This window comes from Pseudomonas sp. B1(2018) (assembly GCF_003097365.1).
Classification (GTDB): Bacteria; Pseudomonadota; Gammaproteobacteria; order Pseudomonadales; family Pseudomonadaceae; genus Aquipseudomonas; species Aquipseudomonas laurylsulfatiphila.
Window position 1 is genome coordinate 12,862 of record NZ_PYUK01000025.1, and the last position, 17,259, is coordinate 30,120.

General features: G+C 59.1%; 17 protein-coding genes. 6 read left to right on the forward strand and 11 right to left on the reverse strand.

Going from position 1 to position 17,259, the window contains the following annotated elements; all coding sequences use genetic code 11:
* Window position 1 precedes the first annotated feature (1 nt).
* Both C9422_RS28375 and C9422_RS28380 read right to left on the reverse strand, forming a co-directional pair.
* A complete protein-coding gene (locus C9422_RS28375) occupies window positions 2-958 on the reverse strand; it encodes a YihY/virulence factor BrkB family protein (protein WP_007974461.1) in 957 nt (318 codons plus the stop codon).
* Window positions 959-1,135: 177 nt separating this feature from the next.
* On the reverse strand, window positions 1,136-1,327 hold the full coding sequence (locus C9422_RS28380) for a CsbD family protein (RefSeq protein WP_007974460.1): 192 nt from the start codon (window positions 1,325-1,327) through the stop codon (window positions 1,136-1,138).
* Between the two features lie 202 nt (window positions 1,328-1,529).
* On the opposite strand from C9422_RS28380, the gene C9422_RS28385 reads away from it, so the two are divergent.
* Window positions 1,530-1,910: a hypothetical protein gene (locus tag C9422_RS28385; protein ID WP_007974458.1), complete on the forward strand. Its 381-nt coding sequence runs from the start codon at window positions 1,530-1,532 to the stop codon at window positions 1,908-1,910.
* A gap of 121 nt (window positions 1,911-2,031) precedes the next feature.
* Here C9422_RS28385 and fadD1 read toward each other — a convergent pair whose 3' ends face one another.
* Both fadD1 and fadD2 read right to left on the reverse strand, forming a co-directional pair.
* A complete protein-coding gene (gene fadD1 / locus C9422_RS28390) occupies window positions 2,032-3,732 on the reverse strand; it encodes a long-chain-fatty-acid--CoA ligase FadD1 (RefSeq protein ID WP_116582936.1) in 1,701 nt (566 codons plus the stop codon).
* A 384-nt stretch (window positions 3,733-4,116) separates the two neighbouring features.
* Complete coding sequence (gene fadD2 / locus C9422_RS28395) at window positions 4,117-5,805, reverse strand: long-chain-fatty-acid--CoA ligase FadD2 (protein ID WP_116582937.1); 1,689 nt, start codon at window positions 5,803-5,805, stop codon at window positions 4,117-4,119.
* Window positions 5,806-6,044: 239 nt separating this feature from the next.
* Between fadD2 and C9422_RS28400 the strand changes: the two genes are divergently transcribed.
* Together C9422_RS28400 and C9422_RS28405 are read left to right on the forward strand one after the other, a co-directional pair.
* Complete coding sequence (locus C9422_RS28400; protein WP_116582938.1) at window positions 6,045-6,989, forward strand: alpha/beta hydrolase; 945 nt, start codon at window positions 6,045-6,047, stop codon at window positions 6,987-6,989.
* A 42-nt stretch (window positions 6,990-7,031) separates the two neighbouring features.
* Window positions 7,032-7,502, forward strand: coding sequence for a MaoC family dehydratase (locus C9422_RS28405; protein WP_007974451.1), 471 nt, complete (start codon window positions 7,032-7,034; stop codon window positions 7,500-7,502).
* Window positions 7,503-7,627: 125 nt separating this feature from the next.
* On the opposite strand, the gene C9422_RS28410 is transcribed toward C9422_RS28405, so the two are convergent.
* The gene (locus tag C9422_RS28410) at window positions 7,628-8,095 is read right to left on the reverse strand and encodes a PA2169 family four-helix-bundle protein (RefSeq protein WP_116582939.1); all 468 of its coding nucleotides are present in this window, start codon (window positions 8,093-8,095) and stop codon (window positions 7,628-7,630) included.
* 202 nt (window positions 8,096-8,297) lie between these two features.
* Here C9422_RS28410 and C9422_RS28415 point away from each other — a divergent pair, with 202 nt between their 5' ends.
* Window positions 8,298-8,534, forward strand: a complete 237-nt coding sequence (locus tag C9422_RS28415; RefSeq protein ID WP_003227425.1) for a DUF3820 family protein — start codon at window positions 8,298-8,300, stop codon at window positions 8,532-8,534.
* A gap of 20 nt (window positions 8,535-8,554) precedes the next feature.
* Entirely contained in the window at window positions 8,555-9,736 is a 1,182-nt protein-coding gene (locus C9422_RS28420; protein WP_116582940.1) for an aminotransferase class V-fold PLP-dependent enzyme, read from the forward strand.
* Window positions 9,737-9,738: 2 nt separating this feature from the next.
* Here the strand turns inward: C9422_RS28420 and C9422_RS28425 are convergent, their stop codons facing one another.
* The 4 genes from C9422_RS28425 to zwf all read right to left on the reverse strand — a co-directional run bounded on the left by C9422_RS28425 (window position 9,739) and on the right by zwf (window position 13,535).
* Window positions 9,739-10,479 carry an intradiol ring-cleavage dioxygenase gene (locus C9422_RS28425; RefSeq protein ID WP_256590042.1) on the reverse strand — a complete coding sequence of 247 codons (741 nt, stop codon included), beginning with the start codon at window positions 10,477-10,479 and terminating at the stop codon, window positions 9,739-9,741.
* Window positions 10,480-10,682: 203 nt separating this feature from the next.
* Window positions 10,683-11,348, reverse strand: a complete 666-nt coding sequence (locus tag C9422_RS28430; protein WP_007974446.1) for a bifunctional 4-hydroxy-2-oxoglutarate aldolase/2-dehydro-3-deoxy-phosphogluconate aldolase — start codon at window positions 11,346-11,348, stop codon at window positions 10,683-10,685.
* 17 nt (window positions 11,349-11,365) lie between these two features.
* The gene (pgl, locus tag C9422_RS28435; RefSeq protein ID WP_116582941.1) at window positions 11,366-12,079 is read right to left on the reverse strand and encodes a 6-phosphogluconolactonase; all 714 of its coding nucleotides are present in this window, start codon (window positions 12,077-12,079) and stop codon (window positions 11,366-11,368) included.
* Window positions 12,066-13,535: a glucose-6-phosphate dehydrogenase gene (gene zwf / locus C9422_RS28440; RefSeq protein ID WP_007974442.1), complete on the reverse strand. Its 1,470-nt coding sequence runs from the start codon at window positions 13,533-13,535 to the stop codon at window positions 12,066-12,068. Before zwf ends, pgl begins: the two co-directional genes overlap by 14 nt.
* Before the next feature lie 228 nt (window positions 13,536-13,763).
* On the opposite strand from zwf, the gene C9422_RS28445 reads away from it, so the two are divergent.
* Window positions 13,764-14,624, forward strand: coding sequence for a MurR/RpiR family transcriptional regulator (locus C9422_RS28445; protein WP_170948639.1), 861 nt, complete (start codon window positions 13,764-13,766; stop codon window positions 14,622-14,624).
* 87 nt (window positions 14,625-14,711) lie between these two features.
* Here C9422_RS28445 and C9422_RS28450 read toward each other — a convergent pair whose 3' ends face one another.
* Both C9422_RS28450 and C9422_RS28455 read right to left on the reverse strand, forming a co-directional pair.
* The gene (locus tag C9422_RS28450; protein ID WP_116582942.1) at window positions 14,712-15,566 is read right to left on the reverse strand and encodes a D-hexose-6-phosphate mutarotase; all 855 of its coding nucleotides are present in this window, start codon (window positions 15,564-15,566) and stop codon (window positions 14,712-14,714) included.
* A gap of 251 nt (window positions 15,567-15,817) precedes the next feature.
* Window positions 15,818-17,164, reverse strand: a complete 1,347-nt coding sequence (locus C9422_RS28455) for a carbohydrate porin (RefSeq protein WP_116582943.1) — start codon at window positions 17,162-17,164, stop codon at window positions 15,818-15,820.
* Between the last annotated feature and the right edge of the window lie 95 nt (window positions 17,165-17,259).

The following is a 17,259-nucleotide window of genomic DNA, read 5'->3' on the forward strand; positions in this document are numbered from 1 at the left end:
ATCAGGTTTCATCAATGGTCGGTTTGATTGAGTGATCGCGGCCCAGGCCCGAGACGTGGTGTTTTTCCTCATGGACGGGACCATGCTCGCCAGCCACTTTTTCCCCAGGGTCCTTGCCCTCTCGCGACATGTGTTCGATCACCGCGTTCATCTCCGCACCCAGCAGCAGCACCGCGGCGGAAATGTAGAAGTACAGCAACAGCACGATGATCGCACCGATACTGCCATACATGGCGTTGTAGTTGGCGAACTCCTTGACGTACAAACCGAAGCCCAGGGAGGCAATGATCCACACCACCACCGCCAGTACCGAGCCCGGCGTGATGAAGCGGAATTCCTGTTTGACGTCGGGCATGACGAAGTAGATCAACGCCACCGCGACCATCAGCAGAATCACGATCACCGGCCAGCGCAAGAGGGTCCAGAGCGTGACGATAAAGTACTCGAGGCCGACTTGCGCAGCGATCCAGCCCATCACCTGCGGCCCGAGCACCATCAGCGCGGCGGCGATCAGCAGCATGCCGGCAATGCCGACGGTGTAGATGATCGACAACGGAAAGCGCTTCCACAGCGGGCGCCCTTCAACCACGTCGTAGGCCGCGTTCATCGCGCTCATCATCAGCCGCACACCGGCAGAGGCGGTATACAGCGCAATCACGATACCCACCGAGAGCAAACCACCCTTGGACTGCTGAAGCTGGTCGATCACCGGGTTGACCTGTTCCAGCGCCTGGGGCGGCAGCACCAGTTCCGATTGCAGGCGCAGCCAGGAGAAGAAGTCCGGCAGGTGCAGGAAGCCGATCAGGGCGATCAGGAACAGGATGAACGGAAACAGCGAAAACAGCATTTGATAGGCCAGCGCCGAGGCATAAGTCGACATCTCGTCGGCGATGAACTCGGTGACCGTGCGCATCATCACACGGTGCAGGGGCAGGCCTCTCATGTCCGGAAAAATCATTCGCGTCTCCATTCGCCGCATACGGATTTGGGTTGGAGTCGTGGCGACTCAGGGGCCGTTTTCTATCATCAAGGTAGCCCAGTTGGCGACTTTGAAACAATTTCAGGATGCAAGTTCAGGCTGACACAAAAACGGCCATCGGAGATGGCCGCGTCGTGTTTTCATTAAACGGCCGGATCACGCGTCGTCGATACCTTTTTTAAGCGCATCCTTGGCCTTGCCCACTGCTTGCTGGGCCTCGCCTTTCTTTTCCTGCATCACGCCCTCGGCACGCAACTTGTCGTTGCCGGTGGCCTTGCCGACGCCCTGCTTGACGTTGCCGGCGGCTTCATTGGCCATGCCTTTGACTTTATCGCTTGTGCTACCCATGGTGATTCTCCTGCGAACAGTTCAGTGGGAAGAAAAGTCGTTACACAAGGTTGACCGGGGGCTTTTGCAGGGAGTTTCATTTATTTTCACCACGACATTTCATCGTTCAGTGCAGGTTGCGCTTTATGTTTGCGGGCCAACCCCCGAGAATGCGCAACACGTTCAGGCCATGGCGCTGAAGATCCAATCCCGTAGGAATGTTATGAAACTCGATAAAAAGCAGGCCATTGCCCGCAGAAACCAGGAACTCGGCGGTGCTGTGCTTGGCGTCAACAACTGCCACTTCGCCGAATTGAACCGTAATCGCAACATCTGGTGGTTCGACCTCCCGGTGACGCGCCTGGCAATCGGTCAGTACGAGTGGATCCACCTGCTGATGCACACGCCGGCCACCGACGAGCTGCTGCACCTGAAAGTGCCGACCGTGTTCTTGCGCGAGAAGCTCGAAGGGCTGGTGGTGCGCAATGAAGGCAAGCGCAAGGCGGCATTGAGCCTGGAACTGAGCGCCGACAAGGACTCCTTCCTGCAAGACATGCGCCCGGCGGGCACCAACGTCAACTTCGCGCCGTTTCGCCAACAATAAAGAAAAGATCGCAGCCTTCGGCAACGCCTACATGGGATCGCGGTCACCTGTAGGAGCTGCCGAAGGCTGCGATCTTTTGATCTTCAACAAAAAGCCCCGCATCTGCGGGGCTTTTTGATAATTACGCGGTAGCTTTCTTCGCGTTGATCTTCTTCAGCTCTTCATCGCGCAATTCACGACGCAGGATCTTGCCGACGTTGGTGGTCGGCAGTGCATCGCGGAACTCCACGGAGCGCGGGACCTTGTAGCCGGTGACATTGGCACGCATGTGCTCCATCACCTGTTCCTTGGTCAGGGTCACGCCTGGCTTGGCGACGATGAAAATCTTGATCGCTTCGCCCGACTTCTCGTCCGGAACACCGATGGCCGCGCATTGCAGTACGCCCGGCAGGGTCGCCAGCACGTCTTCGAGTTCGTTCGGGTATACGTTGAAACCGGACACCAGGATCATGTCTTTCTTGCGATCGACAATGCGCATGTAGCCATCAGGCTGGATCAGTGCGATGTCACCGGTCTTCAACCAGCCTTCACTGTCGAGGATCTCATCGGTGGCTTCCTGGCGTTGCCAGTAACCCTTCATGACCTGCGGCCCCTTCACGCACAGTTCGCCGATTTCGCCCATCGGTTGTTCGACACCGGCATCGTTGATGACCTTGCACAGGGTCGACGGCACCGGAATGCCGATAGTGCCGATCTGGATGTTCTGGATCGGGTTGACCGTGGCCACCGGGCTGGTTTCGGTCATGCCGTAGCCTTCACAGATGGCGCAACCGGTGACCGCCTTCCAGCGTTCGGCCGCGGCCAGTTGCAGGGCCATGCCGCCCGACAAGGTGACTTTCAGCGCGGAGAAGTCCAGCTTGCGGAAGCCTTCGTTGTTGCACAGGGCCACGAACAGTGTGTTCAAACCGACGAAGCCGCTGAACTTCCACTTCGACAGTTCCTTGACCATCGCCGGCAGGTCACGCGGGTTACTGATCAGGATGTTGTGGTTGCCGATCAGCATCATCGCCATGCAGTGAAAAGTGAAGGCATAGATGTGGTACAGCGGCAGCGGTGTGATCAGGATCTCGCAGCCTTCATTGAGGTTGGACCCCATCAGCGCCTTGCATTGCAGCATGTTCGCCACCAGGTTGCGGTGGGTCAGCATCGCGCCCTTGGCCACACCGGTGGTACCGCCGGTGTATTGCAGCACCGCGACATCGCTGCTGGCCGGATTGGCTTCCGCCACTGGCTGGCCCTGGCCTTTGCTCAGCACGTCGTTGAACTTGACGGCTTTTGGCAAGTGATAGGCCGGCACCATCTTCTTCACGTACTTGATGACACTGTTGACCAGCAGGCGCTTGAGCGGCGGCAGCAGGTCGGCGACTTCGGTGACGATCACGTGCTTGACGCCGGTTTTCGGCACCACGGTTTCCGCCAGGTGCGCCATGTTGGCCAGGCACACCAGGGCCTTGGCACCGGAGTCGTTGAATTGGTGTTCCATCTCCCGCGCGGTGTACAGCGGGTTGGTGTTGACCACGATCAGCCCGGCGCGGATGGCGCCGAAGACGGCAACCGGGTACTGCAACACGTTGGGCAGTTGCACGGCGATTCGATCGCCTGGCTGCAAATCGGTATGCTGTTGCAGGTAAGCGGCAAACGCACCGGACAATTCGTACAGTTCACCGTAGGTGAGTGTCTTGCCCAGGTTGCTGAATGCCGGCTTGTTGGCGAAGCGTTGGCAGGATTGCTTCAACACTGCCTGAATATTCGGATACTCGTCTGGATTGATGTCGGCAGCAATTCCAGCTGGGTACTTATCCTTCCAAAAGTCTTCGATCATGGAAGCCCACTCCTCAGCAACGCGAATTCAGCACCGCATTTGATGCGATTATTATTGGTGTTTGGTCATTGGTGAATCTGGCTGATAGAAGGCCGAGAAGTCACAAAGCGCGCCGAGAGTAGCAGCTTTGCCAAGGGTCGACTAGAGCCAAAAGCGGCCTCTACGGTCACATTTGTGACTCAAGACTTACAAGCAGTCATTTTAGAGCAAAAAACCTATTAAGCCCTGAAAGCCACGGAATTCGGGGCTCTAGCGTACGCCGAAAAGCATCGCGGGCAAGCCCGCTCCCACAAGGTCCGCGTCGTACACAAAGTGTGTGCACAACAGTGAATCTGTGGGAGCGTGGCTTGCCCGCGATCCGTGCGAAGCGCGGCCATTCACCGATCAGGCGATATCACGCAACTCCCGCCGCAAAATTTTGCCCACCGGCGTCATCGGCAGCGACTCACGCAGCACGATGTGCTTCGGTACTTTATACGCCGTGAAGTTCTCCTTGCAGTAAGCCTTCAGCTCTTCAAGGCTGACGCCCGCTTCACGGGCCACCACGAACAGCTTCACCGCCTCCCCCGACCGTTCGTCAGGCACACCGATGACTGCACAGTTGGCGACGTTCGGGTGAGCCATCACCACGTCTTCGATTTCGTTCGGGTACACGTTGAAACCCGAGACAATGATCATGTCCTTCTTGCGGTCAACGATGCGCACGAAACCGTCCGGGTCGATCACCGCAATGTCACCGGACTTGAACCAGCCCTCGGCATCCAGCACTTCGGCCGTGGCTTCAGGTTTCTGCCAATAGCCCTTCATGATCTGCGGGCCCTTGATGCACAACTCGCCGCGCTCACCCAAAGGTTGCTCGACGCCGTCATCGCTGATGACTTTCAGCGTGGTGCCCGGCACCGGCAGGCCGACCGTGCCGATCCGGGACTGCTCGCCATAGGGGTTGGTACAGGCCACCGGCGAGGTTTCGGTCAGGCCGTAACCTTCGGTGATGCGGCAACCGGTCAGTTGTTCCCAGCGCTCGGCCGTAGCCTTGACCAGTGCGGTGCCGCCGGAGTTGGTGAGCTTGAGGCTGGAGAAGTCCAGGGTCTTGAAGTCCGGGTGATCCATCAGCGCGACGAACAGCGTGTTGAGCCCCAACAGCGCCGAGAACCGCCAGTTCTTCAGTTCCTTGATGAAGCCGGCAATGTCCCGTGGATTGGTGATCAGCACGTTGTGGTTGCCCGTCACCATCATGCACATGCAGTTCGCCGTGAAGGCATAGATGTGGTACAGCGGCAGCGGCGCGATCATCACCTCCTGGCCTTCACGCAGCAGCGGCTGACCGTCGCTGGCCGACTGGCTGAGGCAGGCCCGTGCCTGCTGCATGTTCGCCACCAGGTTGCCGTGGGTCAGCATAGCGCCCTTGGCCAGGCCGGTGGTGCCACCGGTGTATTGCAGTACGGCGATGTCGTCGAGGCTGACCTTCAGCGGCTTGATGCCCAGGCCACGGCCCATGCGCAGCGCGCTCTTGAAAGAAACGGCCTGGGGCAAGGAATAGTCCGGGACCATCTTCTTGACCTTGCTCACCACGGTGTTGACCAGCCACCCCTTGGCGGTGGGCATCAGGTCGCCCATCTTCGCTTCGATCAGGTACTGGATGTCGGTGTCGGGGAGCACTTCCTGGACTTTCTGGCCGAACACGTTCAGGTACACCAGCGCCCGGGCACCGGAATCCTTGAACTGGTGACGCATTTCCCGCGCGGTGTACAACGGGTTGGTGTTGACCACGATCAACCCGGCGCGTAAAGCGCCGAACACGGCAATGGGGTAATGCAGGACGTTGGGCATCTGCACGGCAATGCGGTCACCCGGCACCAGGTCGGTGTGGGCTTGCAGGTAGCCGGCGAAAGCAGCGCTCTGGCGTTCCAGTTCGGCGTAGGTCAGGGTCACGCCCATGTTGCTGAACGCCGGGCGGTCAGCAAACTTCTTGCAGGAACGCTCGAACACCTCGATCACCGACTTGTAGGCACCCAGATCGATATCCAGGGGGACGCCGGCCGGGCGTTTGTCATTCCAGAAATCAGGTTGCATTGTTCTTGTCCTCTTTACCTGAATCTATCCGGGGCCGCATTTCTGTCATTTCTCCCTGATCCCTCAAAGGCAGAAAGCGAAAAGCGGAGCTTCACGGACACTAGCAGCTATGGCGATTCAGGCAAATATGCGCAAAGCCGTCATTGATCGCGTGAATCTTCCTGCCTTGCTGTGGGCTGATCAGACGCATGCAACGGGATGCGCTATACAATGCAACGACTCAGTGCAAAGGAACCGCCATGATCCATGACACTTTCTGGCTGACCACGAGCGACCACAGCCGCCTCTTCGTCAACCAGTGGCTACCCGACGGCAGTCTCAAGGCAATGATTCTGCTGGCCCATGGCATGGCCGAACACAGCGGCCGCTATGGAGCCCTTGCGGAAAAACTCTGTGATCAGAGCTATGGCGTGTGTGCGCCGGACCTGCGTGGACATGGCAAAACTGCCGAAAACGGGACCCTGGGGCATTTCGCCGATGACGACGGCTGGTGCAAGGTCGTCAGCGACCTGGCGTGCCTCAACCAGCACATCGGCCAGCAGCACCCTGGCATACCGATCGTGCTGCTCGGTCACAGCATGGGCAGTTACATCGCCCAGGCCTATCTGCTGCACCACAGCGCCAGCCTGCACGGGGCCATCCTCAGCGGCTCGAACTTCCAGCCCGTGGCGCTTTATCGCGCGGCACGGCAAATCGCCCGTTTCGAACGCCTGCGCCAGGGCGGCAAAGGCCGCAGCGCATTGATCGAATGGCTGTCGTTCGGTTCGTTCAACAACAAATTCAAACCGGCACGCACGCCGTTCGACTGGCTCAGCCGTGATCCGGCGCAGGTCGACCTGTACGTCAACGACCCGCTCTGCGGTTTCCGCTGCACCAATCAACTGTGGATCGATTTGCTCGGTGGCTTGCAGCAAATCAGCAAAGCGTCCAATCTCGCCCAGATCGACCCGGGCCTGCCGCTGCTGGTGATTGGCGGTGAATGTGATCCGGTGAGCGAAGGCAAACGTCTCAAGGATCTGGCCGACGCGTTGCGGGCGGCCGGCAGCCGGCACCTGCAACTGACCGTTTACCCGCAGGCACGGCACGAACTGTTCAACGAGAGCAACCGCGATGAAATCGTCGCCGATGTGCTGAACTGGATCGCCCAGGTCTTGAGCACCCCTCGGCCGCACCGAGCCGAATAGTTTTTTTGTGAATTTTTTAATTCGTCACAGGAATTGAGACAGATGACCCAGGTTACCAACACCCCTTACGAAGCCCTCGAAGTGGGCCAGACCGCCAGCTTCAGCAAGACGGTCGAAGAGCGTGACATCCAGTTGTTCGCCGCGATGTCCGGCGATCACAACCCGGTGCACCTGGATGCCGAATACGCTGCCAGCACCATGTTCAAGGAGCGCATCGCCCATGGCATGTTCAGCGGTGCGTTGATTAGCGCGGCGGTCGCCTGCGAATTGCCTGGGCCGGGCACCATCTACATCGGCCAGCAAATGAGTTTTCAGAAACCGGTGAAGATCGGCGACACCCTGACCGTACGCCTGGAGATTCTGGAAAAGCTGCCGAAGTTTCGCGTGCGCATTGCTACTCGCGTGTTCAATCAGCGGGATGAACTGGTGGTGGATGGCGAAGCGGAAATCCTCGCGCCACGCAAGCAACAGAGCGTGACGCTGACAGAGCTGCCGGCGATCAGCATCGGCTGATTGACCAGTTAAAAAACAATGTGGGAGCGAGCTTGCTCGCGATAGCGCCAGATCAGTCAACATCAATGTTGAATGTCAGGCCCTCATCGCGAGCAAGCTCGCTCCCACAGTTGTTTCGGCCAGGCTTACGAACGCGCACGCGCCTGGTTACGCAGGGCCTTGACCTGATCGTGATTGCGTTGCACGCCATGGTACTGGCGCTCAACCAGGTCACGAATGCCCACCAGGTTGTGCTTGTTGATTTTCTCCATGGCATCCCGATAAGCCTTCAATGCATGGTCTTCACCACGCTCGGCTTCATTGAGCACGGCCTCCTCGCCCTTGCCGGTGAACATCGACTTCACGTCGACCCAGCGACGGTGCAGGTCACCGCTGACACTGGTGGAGGTTTCCGGATCGCCACCCATCGAACGCACCGCGGACTGCAGCTCCGCAGCGGCCGTAGCACAATCGGTCGAACGCTTGATAAACAGCGTTTTGAGTTCAGGGTGCTTGATGTCTTCAGCGCAAGTCTTGAACCCGGCCTGACCGTCCTTGCTGGTTTCAATCAGGTCGTTGAGTACAGAAATCGCTTCTTTATTCATGTCAGTCATTTTTCAATTCCTTCGGTGGATGAAAGATGCAATGAGTACTGCACCCTGCATGCCAGCTCGGAATCGTTTAACTATTCTTTGTTTTTCAAACAGTTATCCATTCTCAAAAAATCTGTATCCGTTTTATTTGCATGATCTGTCATTTGGCCTGCATGCAGAATGCCTGTATTTTCCAGACTGACTGAATCAAGACGACCGATCGATGAATCCTGAAAAGCTCGAACTGCTGATCACCCGTGAAATGCCCTTCGGCAAATACAAGGGTCGAATCATTGCCGACCTGCCCGGCCCTTACCTGAACTGGTTCGCCCGGGAGGGTTTCCCTCACGGTGAATTGGGCGGCCTGCTGGCCTTGATGCAGGAAATCGATCACAACGGTTTGTCGGACTTGCTCGAACCGCTGCGCGCCAAACACGGCAAACCGGCCCCGCGTCACTGAATCATCTACCGAGCACCCTCATGCCTGACAATACCCGCCGCGCCCGTGATGAAGCCTTCTGGCAAACCTTTGCCGACCGCTACGATGTCGAACCCGGCCCGCTCAACCTGGAGAACGGTTACTTCGGACGCATGTCGCGCACGGTCGTCGAGGAGTACCAACGCAACATAGAGCTGATCAATCGCAGCAATTCGGTGTACGTGCGCCAGCGCTTCGAACAGGGCGACAGCCTGAAGATCCGTGCGCAACTGGCCAGGTTGACAGGCGTCCCCGGCGACAGCATCGCCCTGACCCGCAACGCATCGGAAGGTTTGCAGTCGCTGATCCGCAACTACAACCGGCTGCAGCCCGGCGATCAGGTACTGGTTTGCGATCTGGAATACGATACGGTCAAAGGCGCCATGCGCTGGCTGGCGCGTAATCGCGGCGTGGAAGTGATCGAAATCGAACACGCACACCCGGCCACCTTCGACAGCCTGCTGAACACCTACCGCGAAACCTTCGCCCGGTACCCACGGCTGAAGCTGATGGCCCTGACCCACGTCACCCATCGCACGGGCCTGGTGATGCCGGTGCAGGCGATTGCGGCCGCGGCGAAGGAACAGGGCATTGACGTCATCCTCGACGGTGCCCATGCCCTCGGCCAACTCGAATTTGACCTGACCGAACTGGGTATCGCCTTCGCCGGCTACAACCTGCACAAGTGGATCGGCGCACCGCTGACGCTCGGCTATATCTACATCGCCCCCGAACGCCTGGCCGACATCGACCCGGACATGGGCGAGATGCATTTCCCGCTCACCGACATCCGCGCCCGGACCTCGTACAGCACCCCCAACATTCCGGCGCTGCTGACCCTGCCGCTGGTGCTCGAAGAACATTGGGCGATGGGAGGGGCCGCGGCCAAGGGCGCGCGGCTCAATTATCTGCGCAACCGCTGGGTCAGTGCGGCGCGGCGGTTGCCGGGCGTTGAAGTCCTGACTCCGGACGACCCGCGCCTGTATTGCGGCATCACCTCGATGCGCTTTACCCGGCAGGCCGACCAGCAAGTCATGACCGAGCGCCTGCTCAATGAGTACAACCTGTTCACCGTGACCCGCAGCGGTGCGGCATGCGGTCCGTGCATCCGCATTACACCGGGGCTGACGACCAGGGCCGCCGACATGGATGTGCTGACCAGGGCACTGACTGAACTGGCCTGACGTCAGACGGTGTCTTTATCAAAGTCTTCGGGGGTGATGTAAGTAGAAAAGGCGTCAGGATCCACACCGATCACGACCGTTCCCAATAAACGCTCTTGAGCTGTGCCCCGGTTGACCCAGTCCATATTCAACAGTGTGCCGGCCCCGTGCATTTCACTGTAGATTTCGTCCTGTTCATTTCTCAGCCGGGCAATCTTTCGACCAGCGTAGCCTGGAAGTTCATTTATCTGCGAAGAGATAAGTTCGGGCACATACAGTTGTCCAACATAGGCCACATGCCGGTCGTTATGCTGTTCATCCAACTTCCTGACCGTCACATGAATATGGACGGATCGGCCGGCATAGAATCCGGGAAACACCGAGAGAAAACTGCAATTACCGTACTCGTTGGTCAGGCCACAACCTCTGAGGTAGCTGTCCTCATCGGTTCGCGGTATCGAGCCAATCTCTCCGGAAGGAGCCTCCTGATCGGGGTCTACCTCACTCCATCCCGAGTAAAGCCCTTGGGCATTACAATGCCAGATATCCACCAACAGGCCTTCGACAGGCTCGCAGGTATTAAAGTTGACGATGTTGAGCACCAACTCCATCGGCACTCCATCGGCACCCTCGGTTATGTCATATCGTTCAAGTCGGTCGTTCCGGAAATAAGGTCCGGCAATTTGCTCAGGCGAAAACACACACAGGGTTGCCTGGGTCTTTTCAAGATCGTTAGAGTGCGCAGCTTTAATGAAATCTTCCATTTTAATATCCCTATTCATTTTTAATACCTGTTCCATACAGGTGGCCGGCTCAGAATATCCAAACTGAGTGAAAACAGGGCGGCATTATGTTTTAAGTTATGACGTTAGTTCGTGCTATCAAATACGACGGGCAAAAAAAACGGTGCACCGACCAAGTGCACCGTAAAGCCGTAGAACACACAACGAAGTGTAGGGTGAAGCGATCAGTCCAGCAGCGCCAAGGCCTCGGCGGTGCATTCCTGAATGCGGGCCCAGTCGCCGTTCTTGATCCACTCCGGATCAAGCATCCAGCTACCGCCCACGCACATGACGTTTTTCAGCGCCATGTAGCTCTTGATGTTGGCAGGTCCCACGCCGCCGGTCGGGCAGAATTTCACTTCGCCGAACGGGCCGCCCAACGCCTTGATGGCCGCAACGCCACCGCTGACTTCGGCCGGGAACAGCTTGAAGCGGCGGTAACCCAGGCCGTAGCCTTCCATGATGCCCGAGGCATTGCTGATGCCTGGCAACAGTGGAATCGGGCTGGCGACGCTGGCTTCCAGCAAGTCGCGGGTGATGCCCGGCGTGACGATGAACTGCGAACCCGCCGCTTCCGCCGCCGCCAGCATGTGGCGATCCAGCACGGTGCCGGCACCGGTCACCAGCTCCGGACGCTGCTCGCGCAGAATCTGGATGGCCTTGAGACCGAATTGCGAACGCAGGGTCACTTCCAGGGCTGTCAGGCCACCGGCCGCGAGCGCGTCGGCCAGCGGCAGGACGTCCTGCTCGCGGGCGATGGTGATCACCGGCAGGATCCGCGCTTTCGCGCAGAGGCTGTCGATCAGGGCAACTTTGTCCGCCATGGAAACGGTCGGGGATGGGTTTGTCATAGCGGCTGTTCCTTGGCTCATGGGCACCAGAAAATCTCTAACGTGGGTTGCAGAAATGCGCGCACCGGCATTGCGGCGACATCGTCGCCGGCCAGTGCGGTACTCAGGGTGGTCAGCTTGGACTGACCGGAAATCGATAGAACCTTGTGCTTGGCCGAGGCCAGCAACGCGCGGCTCATGGTCAGGCGCTGGTGCGGCACGGTCGGCGCCAGCATCGGCCAGCAACGACGGACGCCATCGGCCTGCAATGCCTCGGCAAGGTTCGGGCTGTTGGGGAACAGCGACGCGGTGTGGCCGTCATCGCCCATACCGAGGATCAGCACGTCGATCACCGGCAGTTCGGACAGCAAGCGGTCGGCCTGTTCCGCCGCCTGTTCAAGGTTGGCGCTGGCGCTGTACAGGCTCAGGAACTGCGCCTTGGCCGCAGGACCTTGCAACAGATAACGCTTGATCAGGCCCGCGTTGCTGTCGGCGTGTTCCACCGGCACCCAACGCTCGTCGGCCAGGCTGACCACCACGTTCGACCAGTCCAGCGACTGCTTGGCCAGGTGCTGGAAAAACGCCACCGGACTGCGGCCACCGGAAACCACCAGGGTCGCAGTGCCCTGGGTGTCGATCGCGTCGCTCAATTGTTTGGCCACATTCAGTGCCAGGCTTTCCGCCAGCAACACCGGGCTCTTGAACCCATGGGCGCTGACGCCCTGCGGCAGTTTCAGTTTAGATATCGCCATACCACGACCTCCCGTCCCGCGTGATCAGAGCAATGGAGCTCATCGGCCCCCAGGACCCGGCCGCGTACGGCTTGGGCGCATCACCGGATTTTTTCCACCCGGCGATCAACTGGTCACACCACTTCCACGCGGCTTCGATTTCATCTTTACGGACAAACAGGTTCTGATTGCCGCGCATCACTTCCAGCAACAACCGCTCGTAGGCATCGGGAATCCGTGCGCTGCTCCAGGTGTCGGAAAAATTCAGCTGCAACGGACCACTGCGCAGCTGCATGCCTTTGTCCAGGCCTTGGTCTTTGGTCATCACGCGCAAGGAAATGCCTTCGTCCGGTTGCAGGCGGATAATCAGCTTGTTGCTGATTTGCAGGCGCTGCTCGGGAGCGAAGATGTAGTGCGACGGTTCCTTGAAGTGGATGACGATCTGCGACAGCTTCTGCGGCATGCGCTTGCCGGTACGCAGGTAAAACGGCACGCCGGCCCAGCGCCAGTTGCGGATGTCGGCACGCAGGGCGACGAAGGTTTCGGTATCGCTCTGGGTGTTGGAATTTGGTTCTTCCAGGTACCCCGGCACCGCTTTGCCTTCGCTGTAGCCGGCGATGTACTGGCCGCGCACCACCTGGGTGGTCAGGCCTTCCGGGCTGATCGGCGCCAGGGCCTTGAGCACCTTGACCTTCTCGTCACGAATACTGTCGGCGGACAGGTCGGCCGGCGGGTCCATGGCGATCAGGCAGAGCAGTTGCAGCAGGTGGTTCTGGATCATGTCGCGCAGCTGGCCGGCCTTGTCGAAATAACCCCAGCGACCTTCGATGCCGACCTTCTCGGCCACGGTGATTTCCACGTGGGAGATGTAATTCTGGTTCCACTGGGTTTCGAACAGGCTGTTGGCGAAACGCAGGGCGATCAGGTTCTGGACGGTCTCTTTGCCCAGGTAGTGGTCGATGCGGTAGGTGCGGTTCTCCGGGAAGAACTGCGCCACGGCGTCGTTGACCTTGCGCGAGGATTCCAGGTCCGAACCGATGGGCTTTTCCAGCACCACACGGGTGTTTTGCGCCAGGCCGACCTTGGCCAGGTTCTCGCAGATCGCACCGTAGACGGCGGCCGGCGTGGCGAAGTAGGCAATGACCCGTTGCGTGGTACCGGCCACTTCGGCCAGGGCCACATAATCTTCGGACTTGAGGAAGTCGACGTGCAGGTAGCTCAGGCGCGCCAGAAAACGCTCGACCACGGCTTCGTCCAGCTCTTTGGCACCGACATAGCGGCGCAGCTCGGAGGCGATGAACGTCAGGTGTTCCTGCTCGCTGCCCGGCTCACGGGCCAGCGCGATGATTCGCGTGTCTTCGTGCAACAGGCCGGCGCCGTCGAGTTGATAAAGGGCAGGAAACAGCTTGCGCAAGGCCAGATCGCCAAGGGCGCCGAACAAGGCAAAGGTGCACGGTTCAACCGTAATCGAGAGCATGATGTTTGTTCTTTTATCAAGTTAAGCTACAAATACCTTTTTTCAAGGCATCACTCAAGGGAAAATGTAGTAATAACCACAACATTTTCGCAAAATACAGATTCCGAGTGGTGGTCGGTCTGAGCCATCAGTAGGATAGGCCACCGTCATGGGCCTCACCAAAGGCCCTTTTTGCATTAGCCGCGCGCTTATCGGCGCCGGTGAATCAAGGATACTTATATGGACCGCGTGCGAAATTTACTGGAGCAAATCCAGAATCGCCTTGAAGAGCTGAACAAGGCCGAACGCAAAGTCGCCGAGGTGATCCTGCTCAACCCGCAGCAGGCCACCCGCTTCAGCATCGCCGCCCTCGCCCAGGCCGCCTCGGTCAGCGAACCGACGGTCAACCGTTTCTGCCGTTCGTTCGGCGTCAGCGGCTACCCCGAACTCAAGCTGCAACTGGCCCAGAGCCTGGCCAGTGGCGCCGCGTACGTCAGCCGTGCGGTGGAGGCCGATGACAATCCGGAGGCCTACACCCAGAAGATCTTCGGCAGCGCCATCGCCTCGCTGGACAGCGCCTGCCAGGCACTGGACCCGAACCTGATCAGCCGCGCCGTCGACCTGCTGATCCAGGCCCGGCAGATCCACTTCTTCGGCCTCGGCGCCTCGGCTCCGGTGGCCCTGGACGCGCAGCACAAGTTCTTCCGCTTCAACCTCGCTGTCACCGCCCACGCCGACGTGCTGATGCAGCGCATGATTGCCTCGGTGGCCCATACCGGCGAACTGTTCGTGATCATTTCCTACACCGGGCGCACCCGCGAACTGGTGGAAGTGGCGCGTATCGCCCGGGAAAACGGCGCCTCGGTGCTGGGCCTGACCGCCGAGAACTCGCCGCTGGCCAAGGCCAGCACCCTGAGCCTGAACATTCCGCTACCGGAAGACACCGACATCTACATGCCGATGACGTCGCGGATCATCCAGCTGACCGTGCTGGACGTACTCGCCACTGGCATGACGTTGCGCCGGGGCGTGGATTTCCAGCCGCACTTGCGCAAGATCAAAGAGAGCCTGAATGCCAGCCGGTATCCGGTGGGTGACGAGTTCAATTAATTAAAAGATCGCAGCCTTCGGCAGCTCCTACAGGTGTGCACACGCCCTTGTAGGAGCTGCCGAAGGCTGCGATCTTTTGATGTGCTGTTAACCCCCCACCCGCGCCTGCAAACTCAAATGCGCCCGCTCCCCCGGCGCCAGACTCAAACTGTCCGTCCCGCCACTTGCGGCTTCTACACAAACAAATTCGGATATCTCGTTCCAGGTCACGCCGAGCAACGGCCGCGAACCGGGATGCCACACCACCGTGTCGGCCGTTTTGCCCGTGTCGATGCACAACGCCCGCTGCCAGGCGTGGTCGTTGAGTTGTAATTCGCCGTCATGCTGGAACACCCGCTGGCAACCGCCGTCCACGCGCAACTCGCCTTCCTGCTGACAAACCTGTCGGCTCAACTGGTCATAACCCTGCGCGCCTTCGAGCCCAGACAGCGCTATCTCACTGATATCGCCTATACGCCAGTAAGCATGCAAAGCCTGGCTCATCTGGCACGGCATGTCGTCCTGATGCTCGGTGCTCAGGCGCAAGTCCATGCGCTCACCCAGGTGCGCGTGCAGGTCCACCTGCCAGTCGCACAACTTCAGCTGCCAGTGCAACCGCACGCCTTCGTCGTCACTGCTGCTGTCGAGCAGCTTCCAGTCGAGCAGTCGCGCCCAGCCATGGGACGGCCAGGCGTTTTCGCTCGGATGCCGGCCATACCAGGGCCAACACACCGGCACACCACCGCGAATGGCCCCGACCTGCGGCCACTTTGCCGCGCACCACAGCCAGGGTTTTTGCCCCTTGGGCTGGAAGTGCAGCAACTGCGCGCCCTGCCGACTGAACACCGCCTGACACAGCGGATGATCGATCACCAGCACGTCGCGCATCTGATAGCGCTCCCACGCAAACACCGGACGTTCGCGCAAGGATTTGAAGAAGCGTTGTAGCGGATGCTCAAGCATGTGCCACGGTCCTGAAAAACATGGGTGTACTCATCTCTCCAAACGGCCTGTGCTTATTGTTGTGGCGAGGGAGCTTGCTCCCGTTGGGGTGCGAAGCGCCCCCAAAAAAGGGACTGCTGTGCAGTCCAGCGGGAGCAAGCTCCCTCGCCACAAGGCATCCCCTCAAGCCCACCTTGTTGCTGCAAAAAAAAGCGGACAGCCATGGCTGTCCGCAAATATGCGCACATGGAGAGAAGCTTATCGCAGACGCGTTAGAACACCGACTGAATTTTCAGGCCGGCCACCAGCGCGTTGTCCACTTCATCCACACCACCCGGGTGAGTGACGTATTGCAGGTTGGGACGTACGGTCAGCCAGTTGGTCACGTGGAAGCCGTAATTGATCTCGTAGTTGTATTCGGTTTCACGAATAGGCGAGAACAGCGGATTGTCGTATTCCGAAACACCGTTGGCCGCGTTGGTCAGCTCGGCGTTTTTCTTCACGTCATCGTTGACATGGATACGGGCGAAACCGATGCCCACGTCATCCTTGGGACGTGCGTCGAACGGGCCCTTGTACACGAACATCAACGACTGGTAGTTGTCGATGAAGTTGGTGTCCTTGTCGTGGAAGGTGGCGTTGGCCGCGATGTTCAGGCCACGGGAAGCATCGCCGTTGTGGCTGGTGAGTTGCTGCTGCGCAACGAACCAGTAGCCGTGCTTGCTATCGTGGACGCGATAAGGGTTGCCGGTGGTCGCGGCATCCTGGCCGTTGTCGTCCTTGAGAACGTCGTCGGCATCGGAGGTGCTTTTGTAGTAGCCGACGCGGTATTCGCCCGGCAGGCTGTTGACCTTCGGCGACCAGACCAACTCCACCGGCAGGACGGTGCCATTGGTGCCACTGCCGCTGAGCTTGAAGCCGTTACCGTGCTCCAGTTGCGACGTGTTCTGGTTGTACGCGCCGATCTGGGCGTAGAGCTCGTCATTGATGTGGTACTTCACGCGGATCGCCGCCTGGCTGACCGGCCAGTTGTACCAGATGTTGGTGGCCCAGTTACCGACCTGGGATCCGCAGAACGCCAGGTTCTGGAATTCGCACGGGAAGGTGTTGAAGTCTTCACCTTCACCGAAGTAACCGGCCTTGACGTCCAGTTTGTTGTCGAAGAACTGGTGCTGAATCCACAACTGGGTCAGACGCACCATGTGGCCACGACCGTAGACTTCCTGGGAGGAACTCAAGGTGCCGGCACGCGGGTCGCCGATACGGTCGTTGGAGATGTTCTCGCCGTTACGGTTGGTGAGCTGGATCTTGGCCTGGGTGTTGTCCCAGCCGAACAGTTTTTCCAGGTCCAGCGCCGCACCCAGGCCAAACTGGTCGGCGTAGCGTGCGGTCTTGTCATCGTTGAAGCCGCCATGCAGGTTGCCGCCGACTTCACCGACGTAGTCCATCTTGATGTCGATGCCTTGCTCGATCAGCTTGGTACGCTCGCCACCCCAATCGCCCGTCATCCACTTGGAGTCGGAGCTGAACGCTTCATCGGCCATCGCATTGCCGGCCAGAACCAGTGCTGCCGCTGCTGAAACCTGGCAGATCAACCGGGCCTTGTTCTTCATCTTCATCCCTACATCCTCGTTTTATTGTTATTAACTTTTCTTCTTTAACGCGGTTACAACCGGTGCAATGCGCGACAGGCCGTGCATTGCGAATCCCCCCC

Excerpts from the sequence above, each read along its gene's own strand:
- C9422_RS28375 (WP_007974461.1), bottom strand. The coding sequence starts at position 958 with ATGATTTTTCCGGACATGAGAGGCCTGCCCCTGCACCGTGTGATGATG.
- C9422_RS28380 (WP_007974460.1), bottom strand. The coding sequence starts at position 1,327 with ATGGGTAGCACAAGCGATAAAGTCAAAGGCATGGCCAATGAAGCCGCC.
- C9422_RS28385 (WP_007974458.1), top strand. The coding sequence starts at position 1,530 with ATGAAACTCGATAAAAAGCAGGCCATTGCCCGCAGAAACCAGGAACTC.
- fadD1 (WP_116582936.1), bottom strand. The coding sequence starts at position 3,732 with ATGATCGAAGACTTTTGGAAGGATAAGTACCCAGCTGGAATTGCTGCC.
- fadD2 (WP_116582937.1), bottom strand. The coding sequence starts at position 5,805 with ATGCAACCTGATTTCTGGAATGACAAACGCCCGGCCGGCGTCCCCCTG.
- C9422_RS28400 (WP_116582938.1), top strand. The coding sequence starts at position 6,045 with ATGATCCATGACACTTTCTGGCTGACCACGAGCGACCACAGCCGCCTC.
- C9422_RS28405 (WP_007974451.1), top strand. The coding sequence starts at position 7,032 with ATGACCCAGGTTACCAACACCCCTTACGAAGCCCTCGAAGTGGGCCAG.
- C9422_RS28410 (WP_116582939.1), bottom strand. The coding sequence starts at position 8,095 with ATGACTGACATGAATAAAGAAGCGATTTCTGTACTCAACGACCTGATT.
- C9422_RS28415 (WP_003227425.1), top strand. The coding sequence starts at position 8,298 with ATGAATCCTGAAAAGCTCGAACTGCTGATCACCCGTGAAATGCCCTTC.
- C9422_RS28420 (WP_116582940.1), top strand. The coding sequence starts at position 8,555 with ATGCCTGACAATACCCGCCGCGCCCGTGATGAAGCCTTCTGGCAAACC.
- C9422_RS28425 (WP_256590042.1), bottom strand. The coding sequence starts at position 10,479 with ATGGAAGATTTCATTAAAGCTGCGCACTCTAACGATCTTGAAAAGACC.
- C9422_RS28430 (WP_007974446.1), bottom strand. The coding sequence starts at position 11,348 with ATGACAAACCCATCCCCGACCGTTTCCATGGCGGACAAAGTTGCCCTG.
- pgl (WP_116582941.1), bottom strand. The coding sequence starts at position 12,079 with ATGGCGATATCTAAACTGAAACTGCCGCAGGGCGTCAGCGCCCATGGG.
- zwf (WP_007974442.1), bottom strand. The coding sequence starts at position 13,535 with ATGCTCTCGATTACGGTTGAACCGTGCACCTTTGCCTTGTTCGGCGCC.
- C9422_RS28450 (WP_116582942.1), bottom strand. The coding sequence starts at position 15,566 with ATGCTTGAGCATCCGCTACAACGCTTCTTCAAATCCTTGCGCGAACGT.
- C9422_RS28455 (WP_116582943.1), bottom strand. The coding sequence starts at position 17,164 with ATGAAGATGAAGAACAAGGCCCGGTTGATCTGCCAGGTTTCAGCAGCG.